This is a genomic window from Roseobacter sp. FCG-D35 (assembly GCF_033436665.1).
Taxonomy (GTDB): Bacteria; Pseudomonadota; Alphaproteobacteria; order Rhodobacterales; family Rhodobacteraceae; genus JAWQFO01.
This window is the reverse complement of the sequence record NZ_JAWQFO010000001.1, coordinates 655,835-674,564: the sequence shown is the minus strand read 5'-3', so window position 1 is coordinate 674,564 and position 18,730 is coordinate 655,835. Positions and strand designations below refer to the sequence as shown.

General features: G+C 66.4%; 16 protein-coding genes. 11 read left to right on the top strand and 5 right to left on the bottom strand.

Translation table 11 applies throughout. The annotated features are described in order from the left end of the window. Nucleotides 1-5 precede the first annotated feature (5 nt). Entirely contained in the window at nt 6-1,415 is a 1,410-nt protein-coding gene (locus tag R5H30_RS03115; protein ID WP_318326540.1) for a pyridoxal phosphate-dependent decarboxylase family protein, read from the bottom strand. A gap of 79 nt (nt 1,416-1,494) precedes the next feature. On the opposite strand from R5H30_RS03115, the gene hpaR reads away from it, so the two are divergent. After that, entirely contained in the window at nt 1,495-1,935 is a 441-nt protein-coding gene (gene hpaR / locus R5H30_RS03110) for a homoprotocatechuate degradation operon regulator HpaR (protein ID WP_318326539.1), read from the top strand. 93 nt (nt 1,936-2,028) lie between these two features. Beyond that, nucleotides 2,029-3,336 carry a cytochrome-c peroxidase gene (locus R5H30_RS03105; RefSeq protein ID WP_318326538.1) on the top strand — a complete coding sequence of 436 codons (1,308 nt, stop codon included), beginning with the start codon at nt 2,029-2,031 and terminating at the stop codon, nt 3,334-3,336. Between the two features lie 5 nt (nt 3,337-3,341). On the opposite strand, the gene R5H30_RS03100 is transcribed toward R5H30_RS03105, so the two are convergent. Continuing rightward, entirely contained in the window at nt 3,342-4,817 is a 1,476-nt protein-coding gene (locus R5H30_RS03100) for a CRTAC1 family protein (RefSeq protein WP_412105094.1), read from the bottom strand. Next, complete coding sequence (locus R5H30_RS03095) at nt 4,814-6,088, bottom strand: ROK family protein (protein ID WP_318326536.1); 1,275 nt, start codon at nt 6,086-6,088, stop codon at nt 4,814-4,816. The genes R5H30_RS03100 and R5H30_RS03095 overlap by 4 nt, the downstream gene beginning before the upstream one ends. A gap of 190 nt (nt 6,089-6,278) precedes the next feature. On the opposite strand from R5H30_RS03095, the gene xylF reads away from it, so the two are divergent. The 6 genes from xylF (at nt 6,279) to R5H30_RS03065 (ending at nt 13,133) form a co-directional block, all read left to right on the top strand. After that, nucleotides 6,279-7,304, top strand: coding sequence for a D-xylose ABC transporter substrate-binding protein (xylF, locus tag R5H30_RS03090; protein ID WP_412105093.1), 1,026 nt, complete (start codon nt 6,279-6,281; stop codon nt 7,302-7,304). 88 nt (nt 7,305-7,392) lie between these two features. Next, entirely contained in the window at nt 7,393-8,685 is a 1,293-nt protein-coding gene (locus tag R5H30_RS03085) for a sugar ABC transporter permease (RefSeq protein WP_318326535.1), read from the top strand. Next, nucleotides 8,685-9,446 carry an ATP-binding cassette domain-containing protein gene (locus R5H30_RS03080; protein WP_318326533.1) on the top strand — a complete coding sequence of 254 codons (762 nt, stop codon included), beginning with the start codon at nt 8,685-8,687 and terminating at the stop codon, nt 9,444-9,446. The genes R5H30_RS03085 and R5H30_RS03080 overlap by 1 nt, the downstream gene beginning before the upstream one ends. 1 nt (nt 9,447) lies before the next feature. Further along, nucleotides 9,448-10,887 carry a xylulokinase gene (gene xylB, locus R5H30_RS03075; RefSeq protein WP_318326531.1) on the top strand — a complete coding sequence of 480 codons (1,440 nt, stop codon included), beginning with the start codon at nt 9,448-9,450 and terminating at the stop codon, nt 10,885-10,887. Next, a complete protein-coding gene (gene xylA / locus R5H30_RS03070; RefSeq protein ID WP_318326530.1) occupies nt 10,884-12,188 on the top strand; it encodes a xylose isomerase in 1,305 nt (434 codons plus the stop codon). The genes xylB and xylA overlap by 4 nt, the downstream gene beginning before the upstream one ends. Before the next feature lie 12 nt (nt 12,189-12,200). After that, nucleotides 12,201-13,133, top strand: a complete 933-nt coding sequence (locus R5H30_RS03065; protein ID WP_318326529.1) for a glucokinase — start codon at nt 12,201-12,203, stop codon at nt 13,131-13,133. Between the two features lie 9 nt (nt 13,134-13,142). Here the strand turns inward: R5H30_RS03065 and R5H30_RS03060 are convergent, their stop codons facing one another. Further along, the gene (locus R5H30_RS03060; protein WP_318326528.1) at nt 13,143-14,003 is read right to left on the bottom strand and encodes an SMP-30/gluconolactonase/LRE family protein; all 861 of its coding nucleotides are present in this window, start codon (nt 14,001-14,003) and stop codon (nt 13,143-13,145) included. A gap of 19 nt (nt 14,004-14,022) precedes the next feature. Beyond that, nucleotides 14,023-14,793 (bottom strand): SDR family NAD(P)-dependent oxidoreductase, encoded by a 771-nt coding sequence (locus R5H30_RS03055; RefSeq protein WP_318326527.1) that lies wholly within the window; start codon nt 14,791-14,793, stop codon nt 14,023-14,025. Between the two features lie 258 nt (nt 14,794-15,051). Between R5H30_RS03055 and R5H30_RS03050 the strand changes: the two genes are divergently transcribed. Genes R5H30_RS03050 through kynU form a run of 3 tightly spaced genes read left to right on the top strand, consistent with a single transcriptional unit; the run spans nt 15,052 to nt 18,674 of the window. Next, on the top strand, nt 15,052-16,668 hold the full coding sequence (locus R5H30_RS03050) for an AMP-binding protein (protein ID WP_318326526.1): 1,617 nt from the start codon (nt 15,052-15,054) through the stop codon (nt 16,666-16,668). Beyond that, nucleotides 16,665-17,483 (top strand): tryptophan 2,3-dioxygenase, encoded by an 819-nt coding sequence (gene kynA, locus R5H30_RS03045; protein ID WP_318326525.1) that lies wholly within the window; start codon nt 16,665-16,667, stop codon nt 17,481-17,483. The genes R5H30_RS03050 and kynA overlap by 4 nt, the downstream gene beginning before the upstream one ends. After that, the gene (gene kynU, locus R5H30_RS03040) at nt 17,484-18,674 is read left to right on the top strand and encodes a kynureninase (RefSeq protein ID WP_318326523.1); all 1,191 of its coding nucleotides are present in this window, start codon (nt 17,484-17,486) and stop codon (nt 18,672-18,674) included. The last annotated feature ends 56 nt before the right edge of the window (nt 18,675-18,730 follow it).

Here is an 18,730-nt window from a genome sequence, read left to right as displayed (position 1 = left end):
GCCGCTCAGAGCCGCGTGGCCATCTCCGTAATGACATCGTAGGCCGTGACCACGTCGGCTTCGGTCGTGGTAAAGGCGCCGGCCTGAAACCGGATCGCAAGCTTTCCGTCCACGCGGGTCTGGGTGAGATAGATGCGCCCGTCGTCGTTGATCGCGGTCACCAGCGACAGGTTCAGCGCGTCAAGGTCCGTCGCGCCCTTTGGGGCATACCGGAAGCTGAAAAGCGACAGCATCGGCTCGGTCACAATCTCGAAATCGTCCGTGGCAGCGATGCGCGCCGCCAGCGCCTGCGACCAGGCGACATGGTTGCGGATCATCCCGCGCAGACCGTCGAGCCCGTGCGCGCGGATCAGGAACCACAGTTTCAGCGCCCGGAATCGCCGGCCCAGCGGCACCGACCATTCGGAATAGTTCACGATCCCGTCGGCACCATGCGTCTTGAGGTACTCCGGCTGCAGCGCCAATGTCCGCACGAGGTCCTCGGGGCTGCGCAGGTAATGTACCGTGCAGTCGAACTGGGCACCCAGCCACTTGTGCGGGTTAAAGACGACGCTGTCGGCCAGTTCGATGCCGGACCAATAGTCGTGGAATTCGGGGCAGATCATCGCCGATCCGGCCCAGGCCGCGTCGACATGGCTCATCAGCCCTTCGTCGCAGGCCACCGCCAGCACCTCGTCGAGCCGGTCCGACCCGCCAACACTGGTTCCGCCGGTGCAGGCGATCACGCCGGCGGGCAGGTGCCCCGCGGCGCGGTCCGTCGCGATGGCGTCGCGCAGCGCGTCTGGGTCCATCGACCGCCACGGCCCTCGTGTCGGGATCCGCACCAGGTTCTCTTCGCCGATGCCCGCGATCCAGATCGCGCGATCGACCGAGCTGTGGACCTCGGCGGAACAGTAGATGCGTAGCGCAGGCTCGCCAGAAAGCCCGGTTCGGTTGCCGCGCCATTCCAGCGCCTTTTCGCGCATCGTGAGCACCGCGCAGAGCGTCGCGGTCGAGGCACTGTCCTGGATGACCCCGATGTATCCCTCCGGCAGACCCACCGCCTGACGCATCCAGTCGGTCACGCGGGTCTCGAGTTCGGTGGCGGCGGGCGAGGTTTGCCAGAGCATGCATTGCGCCGCGATGGCGCTGACATAGAATTCGGCCAGAACCGAGACCGGCGCGGCATTGGCCGGGAAATAGGCGAAGAAACGCGGATGCTGCCAATGGGTCATGCCCGGCATCAGGACGGTCTCGAAATCCGCGAGGATCGTCTCCATCGCCTCAGGCGCGTCGGGCGGCGCCGCGGGCAACCGGTCAAGCACGTGGCCGGGCGCTGTCCGGGCCCGGACGGGTCGGTCGCGCAGGTTTGCGTGGTAGTCCCGCGCCCAGTCGGCCGCGCGCCGGCCCCATTTGCCGAAGTCCTGCCAGTCCATCCGCCTGCCTCTCCCACGACGCGTCCTGTCGCCGCAAATTTGTTGCTTTGTTAAGTTTGCCCATGCCATAGGTCAAGCCATGGTCAAGCAACCCCGGGTCGTCCATCGCAGGGCTTCCGCCCTGCCGATCGCGCTTTTGCGCGCGCGCGAGGCCGTGTCGGCCCCGTTGCGCGACATGCTGCAAGACAGCGGGCTGTCCGAGCAGAAATGGCGCGTGCTGCGCGTGTTGGAGGACTGCGGCCCGATGGAACAGACCGCACTTGCCCGCGGCGCCGGCCTGCTTCTGTCGAGCCTCACGCGGATCCTGAACGCGTTGGAACATGAGGGTCTCGTTGCCCGCGAGTCGGTTCCGCACGACCGGCGCCGCACCGTCGCCAAGCTGACCGACCAAGGACTCGAAACGCTGGCGCGCCACGCGGCGCGAAGCGCGGCGATCTTTTCCGAGATCGAGGCGCGCTTCGGTGCCGAACGTATCGAGGAGTTGCTCGACATGCTCGAGGCGCTTGCGGAACCCTCCTGATCGGTCTCGCGCCGCGGGCCCTTGCCGCCGCAGGACAAAACCCCGAAACTGCGCGAAAAAATCTCGGGGCTATCCCGAATGGGGAGACTGACGATGCGATGGACAGCAATTCTGCTGGGATGCGTGGTGGCGGCAAGTGCCGGGGCCGATCTGCCGGAACCGGTGGGTGAGGACGCCTATCGCCCTGTCGACATGGCGCAGGCCCGTCTGGGGCAGAAGCTTTTCTACGATCCTATATTGTCGGGCAATCGCAATATCTCCTGCGCGACCTGCCACCATCCGCGTTTCGGGACCGGTGACGGCCTGCCGCTTGGTCTCGGAGAGGGCGGCATCGGATTGGGACCCGAGCGCCGCGTCGATGCGGAAAACCCGCCCGAGCAACGCATTCCGCGCCATTCTCCCGCGCTCTTCAACCTCGGCGCCTACGAGTTCACGCGCATGTTCCATGACGGGCGCATCGAGGTCGACGACACCAAACCCGGAGGCCTGCGCACGCCGATGGGCGCGGACATGACGCAGGGCTTCGCGAACCTTTTGTCGGCGCAGACCATGTTTCCCGTTCTGTCCCAGGACGAGATGGCGGGGCATTACAGCGAAAACGATGTGAGCCGCGCTGTGCGCATGGGGCGCATCACGGGGCCCGACGGCGCCTGGGCGATCCTGAGCCGCCGGGTGGCGCAGACACCGGGCTATGCTCCGCTGATCGCGGCGGCCTTCCCCAAGGCGAACGAGGTGGGCTTCACGGATCTGTCGGATGCCATCGCGGCCTTCGTCGCCTTCGAATGGCGCTCGGACGAAAGCCCGTTCGACGCCTATCTGCGTGGTGCTGGTGATCTTCCGCAGCGCGCGATGGAGGGAATGGCCCTGTTCTACGGCGAGGCCGGCTGCGCGACATGCCACGCGGGCCCGTTCCAGACCGACCACGGATTTCACGCAACCGGCGTGCCGCAGTTCGGTCCGGGCAAGGCGGCGCGGTTCGAGAGCCACATGCGCGACACCGGACGCATGCGGGTGACCGGGCGCGTCGAGGATGCCTATGCCTTCCGCACGCCGTCGCTGCGCAATGTGGCTGACACCGCCCCCTACGGGCATACCGGCAGCCACGCCGACCTCGGCGCCTTCATCGCCGATCACGCCGACCCGGCGGCGGCGCTGGCGCGTTTCGACCCCGGCACCGTGCGCCTGCCCGATCTGCCCGGTGCGCAGGACTGGCGGCATGCCGAAACCGAGGCCGAGCAGGCGGCGTTGCTGGCGGCGGTGTCGGTGACGCCGGTCCGCCTGTCGCAGGACGACATCACGGCGCTGGTCGCGTTCCTCGAAACCCTCTCGGACCCTGTCGCTCTGGGCGGACGCCTCGGCGTGCCGGACACCGTCCCAAGCGGCCTGCCGGTCGATCGCTGAAAGCGTCAGGGCGAGACGGTCACGGTCCCGCCAGAAGCGACACCCCGCAGCGTGGTCACCGCGCCGTCCGGCCATGTCACGCTGACGTCGGCGACTCTCATCGTGCCCAGCCCGAAGTGCAGCGGCGTCTCCGAACCGCCCGCATGACCCCCACCCACCGTGACCTCCTGCACCTGCCGTCCGGCCTCGGTCTCGACGGTGACAAGCGCGCCCACTGCGCGGGTGTTGGGGGCGGGCGCGCGCAACGCCACCTTCAGCCACTGCCCCGTGCTGGCGGTCACATTACGGTAAAGCTCCATCGGCGCGCGGCGGTTGACGACGACGAGATCCGGCCGCCCGTCGCCATCGAAATCCTCCAGCGCCGCGCCGCGGGATCGCGCGAGGCTCGCCACGCCGGCAGCAACGCTCGCTTCGACGAACGTGCCGTCAGGCTGCTGCACCAAAAGGCTGTTGGGATCCTCCATCGCGTTGCCCGGCATCTGGTCGACATTGCCCTTGGCGATGAAGAGGTCCGGGCGACCGTCGTTGTCGAGATCGCCGAATTCCGCGTGCCAGCCGGTCGAGGGGCGGCCGTCGTCGCCGAGATGCGGACGCTGGGCATAGGTGCCGAGCCCGTAAGGTGCTGGGGTATACCGCCCGTCCGCCCCGGCGATCTGCATCAGCTGGTCGCCCATCGAGGTCAGCATCACTTCCGAGCGCCCGTCTCCGGTGATGTCGCGGCTGGCGATGCCCATGCCCCAGAGCATTACCTCGTCCCAACCGTCCTTTGGCCCGAGAAACCGGCGTGTCGCGAGGTCGTACATCTGTTCGTGGCCGTCGCGTACGTAATAGTGGCGGTCGTTCGACAGCCGCAGGCGCAGAACGCCCGAGGCATCGCGTGCGAACAGCATCGACAGCGCGCAGAAGCCGGGCGACAGCTCTTCGCGCCGGAAGCCACCGGCGGTCCCGAAGTAGAGTGCGTTGGTGTCGCAAGCCTCGAAAGGGCCGTCGGGGTCGTCTCGGTCGACGTAGTTGCCCACCGCCAGGACCGGCGCACCGTCGAACCAGGTGGCCGAGAAGGCGGTCGACCACCGATTGCTGCCGTCAAACCCCCAGGCTTCGTTGGCGCGGGCGAACCCGCAGGCACCGTTGCCGCGCAGCAGGACGTTTTCACCAACGCGAAGGACCATCAGGTCGACATGGCCGTCGCCGTCCACGTCGAGCGGGTAGGCGCCGGTCGTGCCGGTAAGATCGGGCAAGGGGGCTGGCGTGAATTGCATTGCGCCGCCGTTGACGAGCAGCAGCGCCGGCGTTTCGCCGCCCGCGGCGAAGATGTCGGGACGCGCGTCGCCGTTACAGTCGAAGACGGCGACACCGCCACCCACGAAATGCTCCCAGCCGCCGGAATAGATGTGGTGCGGCAGGTTTGCCGACACGTCCTCGAAGGCGACGTCTGCGGCAAGCGGCGTCGCCAGCAATGACAGAAGCGCGGCGATCCTCACGATGCGCGCTCCGCCATCATGTCGGCGATTTCCGAAAGCGCCAGCGCCGCCGCGCCATGCGCCCACATCAGGTCGCCCCAGGCGTGAATCTCGACCCGCTGCGGGCCGGCTTTGCGGTCGAGCGCCAGCGATTCCATCTCGGCCAGCACGTCGTCGGCATAGAGGTAGTCGTACTGCATGCGCGCTCCGGACAAGATGATCAGCGGTGGATCGAAAAGGTTCACAACATTGGCAAGCCCGAGCGCCAGGAACCGCCCGGCGCGGCGAAAGATCACCCGGGCCGCCTCGTTCCCGGCCTTGGCCTGTTCGAAGAGCCGTTGCAAGGCGACCTCGGGGCCGGCGGGGGCGGTTTCGGGAGAATCGAGCGCGGTCGAGGCCTCGCGTACCAGCGCATAATCGGCGAGATAGGCCTCGAGGCAGCCGCGCTGGCCGCAGGCGCAGAGCGCGCCGTCGATCTGTACCTTGGTGTGACCCAATTCCATCCCCAGCCCGCCGGCGCCGCGGTAGAGACGGTGGTTGATCACCAGCCCCATGCCCACGCCCTGTTCGATGGTCACGACCGCGAAGTCGGGCAAGGCGCGCCCGCGTCCGAACCAGAGCTCGGCCAGCGTCACGATGTTGGTGTCGTTGTCCACCGCCACCGGAACGCCGAAGCGGTCCTCGGCGAGCGTGCGCAGAGGGCGGTCGGATTCGGTGAGCAAAGGCGACCAGACCATGCGCCCCGACGCGTGATCGATCATCCCCGGCAGCCCGAGCCCGATGCAGGAAATGTCGGCGCGCGCCAGCCCGGTCTGTGCCAGCAGATCGTCGAGAACCTGCCCGGTCTCGCTGAGGATCTGGTTGACCGATCGCTTGCGCGGCAGTCCCTTGAGGCTGGCATGGGCCACAGGTTGACCGGCGGCGTCGACCAGCAGAGCCGTGTGCTGGGTGCGGGAAAGCTTGATCCCGACCACGTAGCCCGCGTCTGGGCGCACTGAAAGCGCAACCGGAGGACGCCCGCGAGCGCTGCTGGGCGCGGTCTCGGACTCTTCCTGCAACAGCCCGAGCTCCAGCAGTTCGCCGGCAAGCGCCGTCACCGAAGCGGGGCTGACCTTGAGATGCTTGGCGACGTCGCGGCGCGAGATCTGGCCCGCGGCGCGTACGCATTCGAAGATCCTGTGGCGCAGCCCGCTGGTCGTCGGGGTTTCCGCTTCGGGACGAATCGGGCCGCATCCGGAACGCGCGTCATCGAAGGGCGCTGCGATACCCAGTGAATCGATTACTTCAGTCATCGAAAATATTCTTGGGCAGAAATGCATTTCGAGCCATGATTTCAGCGTTCTCCTCCGGATCGCCGCAAAAATCGGCGCTTCCTCACCAAATTTATTTTGACAGCTGAATTAAAACAGTCAATCATTTTGAGGACCCGTCAAAGCGACGGGTGGCAACAGTCAATCAGAACTGGACCCTAGGGAGAACATCATGAGAAAGACCCTGTTTCTGGGCGTCGCGATGGCGGCGGCCCTTGGCACTGGCGCATACGCGCAGGATCTGACGGTCGGCGTGAGCTGGTCGAATTTCCAGGAAGAGCGCTGGAAGACGGACGAGGCGGCGATCGTTGCGGCGCTGGAAGCGGCGGGTGCCGAATACGTGTCCTCTGACGCGCAATCCTCTTCCGCCAAGCAGCTTTCGGACATCGAAAGCCTGATCGCGCAGGGCGTCGATGCCCTTATCATCCTCGCGCAGGACAGCCAGGCGATCGGGCCGGCCGTGCAGGCCGCTGCCGACGAGGGCATTCCGGTCGTGGGTTATGACCGCCTGATCGAGGATCCGCGCGCCTTCTACCTGACCTTCGACAACGTCGAGGTTGGCCGCATGCAGGCCCGTGCCGTTCTCGAGGCGGCGCCCGAGGGCAACTACGTGATGATCAAGGGTTCGCCGACCGATCCGAACGCGGATTTCCTGCGTGGCGGTCAGCAGGAAGTCCTGCAGGAAGCTGTCGATTCCGGCGCCATCACCATCGTCGGCGAGGCCTACACCGACGGCTGGCTTCCGGCCAACGCGCAGCGCAACATGGAACAGATCCTGACCGCCCAGGCCAACGAGGTCGACGCCGTGGTTGCCTCGAACGACGGCACCGCCGGCGGCGTGGTTGCAGCCCTGACGGCGCAAGGCATGGACGGCATTCCGGTGTCCGGACAGGACGGCGACCACGCGGCGCTGAACCGCATCGCGCAGGGCACGCAGACGGTCAGCGTCTGGAAGGACGCGCGTGACCTCGGCAAGGCGGCCGGCGAGATCGCCGTCTCGATGGCCCAGGGCACGGAAATGTCGGCGGTCGAAGGTGCACAGGAATGGACGTCGCCCGGCGGCACCACGCTCTGGGCCCGCTTCCTCGAGCCGGTTCCGGTCACCAAGGACAACCTTTCGGCGGTGGTCGACGCAGGCTGGATCAGCCAGGAAGACCTCTGCCAGGGTGTCTCGGGCGGCCCCGCCCCCTGCAACTGATCCGAAGGCTGACGGATCGGGTGCCCCGGCGGTTGCGCCGGGGCACCTGACCGTGCCGCACAGGCGCACTTAAAAGAGAAGGCGACCCATGACCGACTCCGCCGGACAGACTGCCCCCACCCGCCGCAACGTCTTTGCCCAACTCGAACTCGACACCCGCCTTCTAGGCATGGTCGGAGCGTTCCTCGTGCTCGCGGTCGCGTTCAACATCTTCACCGAGGGTCGCTTTCTGACCCCGCGCAACGTCTTCAACCTTGCGATCCAGACGGTTTCGGTCGCGATCATGGCGACGGGTATGGTGTTCGTCATCGTGACCCGGCACATCGACCTCTCGGTCGGATCGTTGCTGGCCACCTGTTCTGCGGTCATGGCGATCGTGCAGACGGATTTCGCCCCGCAACTGCTCGGGCTTGGGCTCAACCATCCAGTGACAGCGCCGCTGGCGATTGTCGCCGGCATCCTTACGGGCATCGTGATCGGGTCGTTTCACGGCTGGCTCGTCGGCTATCTCACGATCCCCGCCTTCATCGTCACACTGGGCGGTCTGCTGGTCTGGCGCAACGTCGCCTGGTATCTGACAAGCGGCCAGACCATCGGGCCGCTCGACGAAAGCTTCCTGCTGTTCGGCGGCATCGGCGGTACCCTGGGCGAGACGTGGAGCTGGATCGTCGGCCTCGTGGCGGTGGTCGCCGCATGGGTGGCGCTATGGCAGTCCCGGCGCGCGAAGATCGCGCACGAATTCCCGGTCAAGCCGGTCTGGGCCGAGGCGGCCGTGATGGGGCTTGTCGGGATCCTGATCCTGGGCTTCGTCTGGTTGCTCAACAGCTACGACATTCCCGGACCACGGCTCGAGCGGATGTTCGAGGCCCGAGGCGAGACCATGCCGGAAGGCTTCACGGCGGGCTACGGCGTGCCCTATTCGGTCCTGCTGCTGATCGCGGTAGCGATCGTGATGACCATCGTCGCACGGCGCACCCGCCTCGGGCGCTACATCTTCGCCGCCGGCGGCAATCCCGACGCGGCCGAACTGAGCGGCATCAACACCCGCCTGCTGACGGTCAAGATCTTCGCCATCATGGGCGCGCTCTGCGGGCTGGCGGCGGTGGTGGCCTCGGCGCGCCTGTCGTTTCACTCCAACGACATCGGCACGCTCGACGAGCTGCGCGTCATCGCTGCGGCCGTGATTGGTGGCACGGCACTGTCGGGCGGGATCGGAACCATTCACGGGGCCATTCTCGGCGCGCTGATCATGCAGTCGCTGCAATCGGGCATGGCGATGGTCGGCGTCGACGCGCCGTTCCAGAACATCGTCGTGGGTGCGGTCCTCGTGATCGCGGTCCTCGTCGACATCATCTACCGCCGCCGCACAGGAGCCGTCTGATGGTCGATTACAACCAGACCCCGCTTGTCGAACTGCGCGACATCTGCCTGTCCTTCGGGGGCGTGCATGCCGTCGACCACGTCTCGCTCGACCTCTGGCCGGGCGAGGTCGTCGGCCTGCTCGGTCACAATGGCGCTGGCAAGTCGACGCTGATCAAGATCCTCTCGGGCGCCTATAACGCCGACAGCGGGGAGATCCGCATCAACGGCGAGAAGGCCGAGATCGGCAATCCGCGCGACGCGCGGCGCTACAACATCGAGACGATCTACCAGACGCTTGCGCTGGCGGATAATCTCGATGCCGCGACCAACCTGTTCCTGGGGCGCGAGTTGACCACGCCGATCGGTTTCGTGGACGACGCACGGCAAGAAGCGGAGACGCGCAAGATCATGGCGCGGCTCAACCCGAACTTCCGCAAGTTCAACACGCCCGTTGCCGCGCTGTCCGGCGGCCAGCGCCAGTCCGTCGCCATTGCCCGGGCGGTCTATTTCAACGCCAAGATCCTGATCATGGACGAGCCCACCGCGGCGCTTGGCGTGCACGAGACGCAGATGGTCGCGGAGCTGATCCATGAGTTGAAAAAACAGGGTCTGGGCATCTTCCTGATCTCGCACGACACTCGCGAGATGCTCGAACTTTGCGACCGGGTCTCGGTGATGAAGAACGGCCAGCTTGTCGGGACCGAGCGGGTCGAGGACGTGACCGAGGACGACATCCTCGGCATGATCATCATGGGCAAGAAACCCGAGAAGGCGGCCTGAGATGTATCTCGGGCTCGATCTCGGAACCTCCGGGCTGAAAGGCGTCCTGATCTCGGAAGACCAGAGCCTTCTGGCCGAAGCCTCGGCCCCGCTGACCGTGCAGCGCCCGCAGCCCGGCTGGTCCGAACAGAATCCGGCTGATTGGCTGAGCGCGGCCGAAATGGTGATCGCGGCGCTTGGCAAGGACCATCCGCTCGACGCGCTGCGCGGCATCGGGCTGAGCGGGCAGATGCACGGGGCGACGCTGATCGACGCTTCGGGCGAGGTGTTGCGGCCCTGCATCCTGTGGAACGACACCCGCAGCCATGTCGAGGCGGCCGAGATGGACGCCGATCCGCGCTGGCGTGAGATCACCGGCAACATCGTGTTCCCCGGCTTCACCGCGCCGAAACTGGCCTGGGTCCGCAACAACGAGTCCGAGATCTTCGACAGGGTCGACAAGGTCCTGTTGCCAAAGGATTACCTGCGGCTCTGGCTGACCGGCGAGGCGGTGTCGGAAATGTCCGACAGCGCCGGAACCAGCTGGCTTGATACCGGGGCGCGGGACTGGTCCTCGGACCTGCTCGAGGCCTCGGGCCTGGGGTTTGGTCATATGCCGCGGCTGGTCGAGGGCAGCGCCGTCTCCGGGACCGTGCGCGACACGCTGGCCGCGCGCTTGGGGCTGCCGCAGGGCGTTCCGGTGGCCGGCGGCGGCGGCGACAATGCGGCTTCGGCAATCGGCGTCGGTGTGGTGCGGCCGGGGCAGGGCTTTGTCTCGCTTGGCACGTCCGGCGTGCTTTTTGCCTCGAGCGCGGCCTACCAGCCCGATCCGGAAACGGCGGTGCATACCTTCTGCCACGCGGTTCCCGGGACCTGGCACCAGATGGGCGTGATCCTCGCCGCGACAGATGCGCTGAACTGGTACGGCACGCTTGTCGGAGCCGAAGCGGGCGCGCTGACGGGCGATCTCGGCCCGTTGCAGGCGCCGTCCGAAACCCTGTTCCTGCCCTATCTCGGCGGTGAGCGCACGCCGCACAACGATGCCGCTGCGCGTGGCGCTTTCATCGGTCTCGGTCATGCCACTGACCGATCGGCGGGCGCGCGCGCCGTGCTGGAAGGCGTGAGTTTCGCCTTCCGTGATTGCCACGACGCGCTTGTCGGTACCGGCACGGAGATCTCCAGCCTGATCGCGGTCGGCGGCGGCAGCCGTTCGGACTACTGGTTGCAGATCCTAGCGACGGTTCTCGAGACGCCGCTCGAGGTTCCGGAAGCCGGCGACTACGGCGGCGCCTTCGGTGCGGCGCGGCTGGGCCAGATGGCCGCGACCGGCGGCGGCGCCGAGCTTGCCGCGCGTCCGCGGATCGCACGAACGGTCGAACCGGACCCGTCCCTGACCGATGCATTTCTCTCCGGCCACGCACGTTACCGCGCGGCCTACAAAGCCCTCAAGGAGATCCGATGACCGACTTTTTCGCAGGCATCGAACCCGTCCGGTTCGACCCCGAGGCCCCGGCAGACGCGCTGGCCTACCGTCACTACGACCCGGACGAGATGGTCGGCGGAAAGCGGCTCGAGGATCAGCTTCGGTTTGCCGTGGCCTGGTGGCACAGCTTCGCTTGGCCCGGCGGCGATCCGTTCGGCGGTCAGACTTTCGAGCGGCCCTGGTTCGAGGACACGATCGAGGCCGCGAAGCTGAAGGCCGACGTCGCCTTCGAGATGTTCGGGATCCTCGGCCAGCCGTTCTATTGCTTCCACGACGCCGACATCCGGCCCGAGGGCGCGAATTTTTCCGAGTCGCAGCGCAACTTCGAGGAAATCGTCGACTACCTGGGCGAAAAGATGCAGTCGGCGAAGACGAAACTGCTCTGGGGCACCGCCAACCTCTTCTCGCACCGCCGGTTCATGGCCGGGGCTGCGACCAACCCCGATCCGGACGTCTTCGCCTACTCGGCGGCGACGGTCAAAAGCTGCATCGACGCGACACACAAGCTCGGCGGGCAGAACTACGTGCTCTGGGGCGGGCGCGAGGGCTACGAGACGCTGCTCAACACCGACCTCGCGCGCGAGCGTCAGCAGGCGGGCCGTTTCCTGCAGATGGTCGTCGACTACAAGCACAAGATCGGCTTCGACGGCACCATCCTGATCGAGCCCAAGCCGCAGGAGCCGACCAAGCACCAGTACGACTATGACGTCGGCACGGTTTACAGCTTTCTCAAGGACTTCGGGCTCGAAGGTGAAGTCAAGATGAACATCGAGCAGGGCCACGCGATCCTCGCCGGGCACAGCTTCGAACACGAGCTGGCGCTGGCTTCGGCCTTGGGCATCCTCGGCTCGATCGACATGAACCGCAACGACTACCAGTCCGGCTGGGACACCGACCAGTTCCCGAACAACGTGCCGGAAGTGGCGCTGGCCTATTACGAGATCCTCAAGATGGGCGGCTTCACCACCGGCGGCACGAATTTCGACGCCAAGCTGCGCCGTCAGAGCCTCGACCCGATGGACCTGGTGGCTGCGCATGTCGGTGCGATGGACATCTGCGCACGCGGCATCAAGGCGGCGGCGGCGATGCTCGAGGACGGCGGGCTCGAGACGGCCCGCGCCGAACGCTACTCAGGCTGGGACGGCGCGGCGGCGCAGGAGATGCTGAAAAGCGGCACGCTGGACAGCATTGCCGAGCGCGTCGTATCACAGGACATCAACCCGCGCCCGCAGTCGGGTCGGCAGGAAATCCTGGAGAACTACGTTTCCCGTTTCGTCTGAGAGGTTTGCGCGATGAGTTTGATCCTGGCTGACGTCGGCGGCACCAACGTACGTTTCGCCACGGCCGAGGCGGGATCGAGCGATTTGCGAAGCATCGAGCGCTTCCAGAACGACGATCACGACAGCTTCGAGGCGGCGCTTGCCGCCTATCGAGATGCGGCCGGGGTTGAGACCGTCGAGTCGATGTGCTTTGCCGTCGCCGGGCCGGTGACCGGAAAAGTCGCGCGGCTGACCAACCGCAACTGGACGCTCGACGAGGACAAGCTCTCCGAGTCGAACGATGGCGCCCGGGTGCATCTTCTCAACGATCTCGGCGCGCTGGGCTATGCGCTCGACAAGCTCGGCGACGACGACCTGCAACTGCTGCTCGAGGCCGAGGTTCGCCCGCACCGGCAGGGCCAGCGGCTGGTGGTCGGCGTCGGCACCGGCTTCAACGTGAGCCCGGTGCTGCAGTACGAAGGCATGGTGCGCTGCCTGCGGGCCGAATCCGGCCTGTCCTCGATGCCAAGCCGTGTGGCGGCGCCAATGGTCGATCTGCTGGGCCACAAGCCGAGCCACATGATCTGTGTCGAGGATGCGCTGTCGGGGCCCGGTCTTACGCGGTTGCACGCGGATGCCACGGGCCGGAAGATGGACGGCAAGGATATTCTCAAGGCCGCGGCGTCCGGTGACGACGAGGCGCTGGAGACGCTCGAGACCTTCGCGCGCATGTTGGGCGAGATGGTTCTGGACCTGCGCCTGCAGTACATGCCGGCGGGCGGCGTGTTCCTTGCCGGATCCGTCGCGCGCGGGCTGGTCGACAGCCCGGTTCGGGACGTGTTCGTAGAACGCCTGAAAGGCCGACCAACGCGCAAGTCCGAGATCCCCCCGGTGCCGGTGTCGGTGATCACCCGCGATGAGGCGGCCCTGCTCGGATGCCTCGCCTATGCCGAGGACAACCGCTGAGCGACGCGGTCACAGGATGACGCGATGCTCCTTCTGCCCGGTCGCCACGCCGGCAACGCGGAAGGTCATGCCGTTCGATGGCTCGTCTTCCAGCACGTCTTTCGAGATACCCTGGCGCGCAGAGGTCACGTAGAGGTCACCGAGGTCCGGACCGCCGAAGGCCGGGCAGCTCGAATGCCGCGCATCGACCTCGACGGAACGGACGAAATTCCCTTGCGCGTCGTAGCAGGCGACCCGCGCAGACCCCCATTGCGCCACCCAGAAGTTGCCTTGTTCGTCGAAGACGGCGCCGTCGGGGTTCAGCTCCTCATCTTGCGTGTCGATGAAGACGTCCGGCGTGCCCGACGGCCAGCCGTCGCTGTCGAGTGCCACGCGCATGACCTGCCGCGTCCGGGTGTCGGCGAAACAGGCGGTCCCGCGTCCCGGCGGAAAGCTGATTGCGTTCGAGACAGTGATGTCGTCGAAGATCTTTCGCAACTCGCCGCGGTAATAGCGGTAGATCGCGCCGAGCCCCGGTTCCGCGTTGAGGCCCATCGTGCCGATCCAGAAGCCGCCGTAGGGATCGGCGCGCCCGTCGTTCGAGCGCGTCGCGGCATTGCCGGCTTCGAGGGCCACGATCTTCTCGGTCGCGCCGGTCCCGATGGAGAACCGCCAGAGCGCGGTCTGCGACGCGAGGATCATAGTGTCGCGGTCGACCCAGCCGGCGGCCGAGAACATCTCGTCGAACTGCCATTCCAGCGGCCCGTCGTCGGTCCGCGACAGCAGCCGCTTGCCGAGAATGTCGAACCAGAAGAACTGTTCGCGCTCGGGATGCCAGAGTGGCCCTTCGCCGAGGGCACAGGGGCGGTCGTCGAAGATGTTGGCGGTCATGGTTCTGGTCCTTTCTGGGCTATCCGGTCGTGGCCACGCCGCCGTCGACGACAAGGCACTGTCCGGTCATCATGCGGCTGGCCTCCGAGGCGAGAAACAGCACCGTGCCGGCCATGTCTTCGGGCTGGATGTGCTCCTTGAGGCACTGCCGTTCGAGGTGCGCGGCCATGCCCTCGGGCGTGAGCCACAGATCGAGCTGGCGCGGGGTCACCACCATTCCGGGGGCAACGGCGTTGACGCGGATGCCGTCGGCCCCGAGATCGCGGGCGAGGCTGCGGGTCAGGGCGGTGATCCCGCCCTTGGCGGTGGTATAGGCAGGCATCATCGACAGGCCCATCATGTAGCTGACCGAGGTGAAGAGCACGATGGCCCCGCGTTTGCGCGCGCGCATCTCCGGGGCCACCGCCTGCGCCGCGAATACGAGATGCTTGAGGTTGACGGCGATCAGGTCGTCCCACGTCTCCGGCGTCAACTCCGCAAGGGTGTGGCGCTGGTCGTTGGCCGCGTTCCCGACCAGCACGTCGATCGGCCCCTGATGCTCTGCGGCCTCCGCGATGATGGCCTGAAGCTGCGCGGTGTCCGTCACGTCGCCCCGGAAGGCCAGCGGTGCGCGCCCGTGCTTGTCTTCCATCTCGGCGGCAAATTCGGTGCCGTCGGCGAGGTCGACAAAGGCGACCCGCGCGCCCTGGCCGAGGAAGGCATCCGTCAGCGCCGCGCCAATTCCGGACGCGCCCCCGGTGATGAAGACCGACATCCCGTTCAGATCGTGGAAGGTGGCGTTGGTCATCATGGCTGCATTCGAATTGGCATTTCTTCACGCGCACGTTCCCATGTCTTCGGGTCACCCGCAAGACGCCAAGCCCCGGGAATCATGGAATATCCGGGCGAGACGATGGTGAGGTTCGGCGGCACTCACCAGTTATTTTAGGCATAAAATATTTTTCCTTGAAGCATCTGCCGACTCGGCCTAACGTTTCAGACGTTCGGGGCCGCCCGGGAGGCGACGGTGCCCGGGGCAGTGCCACCACGGATGGGGGAGACGGTCTGGATGCGGCCGAGCGGACACAGCGACACTTTCGCCCGGGACAACCTGCCGCCGGACGCAGCTCAGCCGGATTTTCTGCTGGAAGGCTTCGACTATCCCGACCGGCTCAACGCCGCTGTCGAGCTGACCGACGCGATGGTCGCAAAAGGTTTCGGCGATCACACCGCTCTGATCGGAAATGGACGCCGACGCACCTACAAGGAGTTGTCGGACTGGACCAATCGCCTGGCCCATGCGCTGGTCGAGAACCTTGGCGTGAAGCCCGGTAACCGGGTGCTGATCCGCTCGGCCAACAACCCGGCGATGGTGGCCTGCTGGCTGGCTGCGACCAAGGCCGGCGCGGTGGTCGTCAACACGATGCCGATGCTGCGCGCGGGCGAGCTGTCGAAGATCGTCGCCACGGCCGAGATCAGCCACGCGCTCTGCGACACGCGGCTGATGGAGGAGATGACCGCCTGCGCCAAGACCAGCGACTTCCTGACCTGCGTCGCGGGGTTCGACGGCACCTCGAACCACGACGCGGAACTCGACCGGCTGGCTTTGGAGAAACCGGTGCAGTTCGAGGCCGTCGATACCGCGCAGGACGACGTGGCGCTGCTGGGCTTTACCAGTGGCACGACGGGCAGTCCCAAGGCGACGATGCACTATCACCGCGATCTGCTGATCATCGCCGACGGCTATGCGAAAGAGGTGCTGAAGGTCGCCCCCGAGGACGTTTTCGTCGGCTCGCCGCCCCTGGCCTTCACCTTCGGCCTCGGCGGGTTGGCCATCTTTCCGCTGCGCTTCGGCGCGGCGGCGACGCTGCTGGAATCGGCGACGCCGCCCAACATGATCGAGATCATCGAGAAGTACAAAGCCACCGTCTGCTTCACTGCGCCCACCGCCTACCGGGCAATGCTGGCAGCGATGGAGCAGGGGGCGGACCTGACGAGCCTGCGCGCCGCGGTGTCGGCGGGCGAGACCTTGCCCGCGCCGGTCTACCGTGACTGGATGGAGAAGACCGGAAAGCCGATGCTCGACGGGATCGGCGCGACCGAAATGCTGCACATCTTCATCACCAACCGCTTCGACGATCACCGCGCCGCCTGCACGGGCCGCCCGGTGACCGGCTACGAGGCCAAGGTGATCGACGCCGAAGGCAATGAGGTGCCGCGCGGCACGGTGGGCCGTCTGGCCGTGCGCGGCCCGACCGGCTGTCGCTATCTCGCCGACGACCGGCAGGACGGCTACGTCGTCGACGGCTGGAACGTCACCGGTGACAGCTTCACGATGGACGAAGACGGCTACCTGCATTTCGCGGCGCGCAACGACGACATGATCGTGTCCTCGGGCTACAACATCGCCGGACCCGAGGTCGAGGCGGCGCTGCTGTCGCATCCGCATGTCTCGGAATGCGCCGTGGTGGGCGCGCCTGACGACGCGCGCGGGCACATCGTTCAGGCGCATGTGGTGCTGGTCGAAGGGGCCGCAGCCTCGGACGAGACGGTCAAGTTGCTGCAGGAGCACGTCAAGGCGCAGATCGCGCCCTACAAGTACCCGCGCGACATCCGGTTCGTGGACGCGCTGCCCAAGACGGCCACCGGCAAGATCCAGCGCTTCGCCTTGCGAGAGACGACATGAGCGAGGCGCCGGAGGGGGCAAAGATGGATTTCGCCGGGGACATGTCCTACGGCGACTATCTCGGGCTCGATCCGATCCTGTCGGCGCAGCATCCGCGGTCGGACGCGCATGACGAGATGCTTTTCATCGTGCAGCACCAGACGTCGGAGCTGTGGATGCGGCTGGCGATCCACGAACTCGAGGCGGCGCGCGCGGCGATCGCGGCGGACGACCTGCAACCGGCGTTCAAGATGCTGACGCGCGTGGCGCGCATCTTCGAACAGCTCAACGGGGCCTGGGACGTGCTGCGCACCATGACGCCCAGCGAGTACACGGCCTTCCGGCCCGCTCTGGGCAATTCCTCGGGCTTCCAGTCGCACCAGTACCGGTTGATCGAATACCTGCTCGGCAATCGCAACGCGTCGCTGATGAAGCTGCACGAACATCGATCGGAAGCGCACACCGCCCTGCGGCGCGAACTGGAGCGCCCGAGCCTCTACCAGGTCGCGATGACGCTTCTGGCGCGACGCCTCGACGCCCCGGACCCCTCCGGCGCGCCCGGAGAAACGCCTTGGAGGGCCGAGGCCGCGGTGCAGGACCTGTGGCAACGCGTCTACGAGGATCCGCGCACGCACTGGGAGCTTTACGAGCTGGCCGAGAAGCTCGTCGATCTCGAGGACTATTTCCGGCGCTGGCGCTTCAACCACGTCACCACCGTCGAACGCATCATCGGTTTCAAGCGCGGGACCGGCGGGACGTCTGGCGTGGCCTATCTGCGCAAGATGCTCGAGGTCGAGCTGTTTCCCGAACTCTGGCACGTGAGAGGTGAATTGTAAGTGACTGACGTTACGCGAAAAGACCTGTTCGACCTGCCCGAGGGGCTGATCTATCTCGACGGCAATTCGCTGGGCCCATTGCCCAAGAGCGTGCCAGCGCGCATTGCTGGAATGGTCGAAACCGAATGGGGTGGGTTGCTAATCAAGGGCTGGAATGCCGCCGGCTGGATGGATCAGCCACGTCGCGTCGGCGACATGGTGGGCCTGCTAATCGGTGCGCCTTACGGATCGGTGGTCATGGGCGACACGCTGTCGATCAAGGTTTACCAAGCGGTCGCCGCGGCGCTGAAGATGCGCCCCGAGCGCAAGGTGATCCTGTCCGACACCGGCAACTTTCCGAGCGATCTCTACATGGTCGAAGGGCTGCTGCGCACGCTCGACGCAGGCTACGAACTGCGCAAGGTGGACCCCGAAGAGGTAAGCGGCGCCATCACCGAGGATGTGGCGGCGGTCCTGCTGACCGAGGTCGACTATCGTACCGGACGGCTGCATGACATGAACGCCATAACGAAGACCGCCCATGACGCGGGGGCCGTGATGATCTGGGATCTGGCACACTCCGCCGGGGCGCTGCCCGTGGACATCGCCGCCAGCAAAGCCGAGTTCGCGGTGGGCTGCACCTACAAGTACATCAACGGCGGGCCCGGCGCGCCGGCGTTCATTTATGTTCGACCCGATCTTGCCGACATCGCGGAACCGGCTCTGAGCGGCTGGCTGGGCCATGCCGCTCCTTTCGATTTCGCCCAGAATTACGCACCCGGTCCTGGCATCGAACGGATGCGCGTCGGCACGCCGCCGGTGATCCAGATGACGGCGCTGGAAGAGGCAATGAAGGTCTGGGAGGGTGTCGACCTGCATGACCTGCGCAAGGCTTCTCTGGCGTTGCAGGAGCAATTCATCGAAGAGGTCGAGGCCCGCGTGCCGGAGCTGGAACTCGCCAGCCCGCGCGATCCCGAGGCCCGCGGCAGCCAGGTCTCGTTCCGCTTCGCGGAAGGTTACGCCGCGATGCAGGCGCTGATCCATCTCGACGTCATCGGCGATTTCCGCGCGCCCGACATCATGCGCTTCGGCTTCACGCCGCTCTATCTCGACGCCGGCGACGTGACCGAGGCCGTGGACAGGATCGCGAAGGTGATGCAGGAAAGGCTCTGGGACGATCCCAGGTTCAGGTCGCGCGGAAAGGTGACCTGAGAACACACGGGCCGCACGGCCACAGAACCGGAGGCGCGCAAAGACGCCCCGACAAC

What these genes read in the sequence shown, in the direction of transcription:
- R5H30_RS03115 (WP_318326540.1), bottom strand. Translation starts at nt 1,415, where the DNA reads ATGGACTGGCAGGACTTCGGCAAATGGGGCCGGCGCGCGGCCGACTGG.
- hpaR (WP_318326539.1), top strand. Translation starts at nt 1,495, where the DNA reads ATGGTCAAGCAACCCCGGGTCGTCCATCGCAGGGCTTCCGCCCTGCCG.
- R5H30_RS03105 (WP_318326538.1), top strand. Translation starts at nt 2,029, where the DNA reads ATGCGATGGACAGCAATTCTGCTGGGATGCGTGGTGGCGGCAAGTGCC.
- R5H30_RS03095 (WP_318326536.1), bottom strand. Translation starts at nt 6,088, where the DNA reads ATGACTGAAGTAATCGATTCACTGGGTATCGCAGCGCCCTTCGATGAC.
- xylF (WP_412105093.1), top strand. Translation starts at nt 6,279, where the DNA reads ATGAGAAAGACCCTGTTTCTGGGCGTCGCGATGGCGGCGGCCCTTGGC.
- R5H30_RS03085 (WP_318326535.1), top strand. Translation starts at nt 7,393, where the DNA reads ATGACCGACTCCGCCGGACAGACTGCCCCCACCCGCCGCAACGTCTTT.
- R5H30_RS03080 (WP_318326533.1), top strand. Translation starts at nt 8,685, where the DNA reads ATGGTCGATTACAACCAGACCCCGCTTGTCGAACTGCGCGACATCTGC.
- xylB (WP_318326531.1), top strand. Translation starts at nt 9,448, where the DNA reads ATGTATCTCGGGCTCGATCTCGGAACCTCCGGGCTGAAAGGCGTCCTG.
- xylA (WP_318326530.1), top strand. Translation starts at nt 10,884, where the DNA reads ATGACCGACTTTTTCGCAGGCATCGAACCCGTCCGGTTCGACCCCGAG.
- R5H30_RS03065 (WP_318326529.1), top strand. Translation starts at nt 12,201, where the DNA reads ATGAGTTTGATCCTGGCTGACGTCGGCGGCACCAACGTACGTTTCGCC.
- R5H30_RS03060 (WP_318326528.1), bottom strand. Translation starts at nt 14,003, where the DNA reads ATGACCGCCAACATCTTCGACGACCGCCCCTGTGCCCTCGGCGAAGGG.
- R5H30_RS03055 (WP_318326527.1), bottom strand. Translation starts at nt 14,793, where the DNA reads ATGATGACCAACGCCACCTTCCACGATCTGAACGGGATGTCGGTCTTC.
- R5H30_RS03050 (WP_318326526.1), top strand. Translation starts at nt 15,052, where the DNA reads ATGCGGCCGAGCGGACACAGCGACACTTTCGCCCGGGACAACCTGCCG.
- kynA (WP_318326525.1), top strand. Translation starts at nt 16,665, where the DNA reads ATGAGCGAGGCGCCGGAGGGGGCAAAGATGGATTTCGCCGGGGACATG.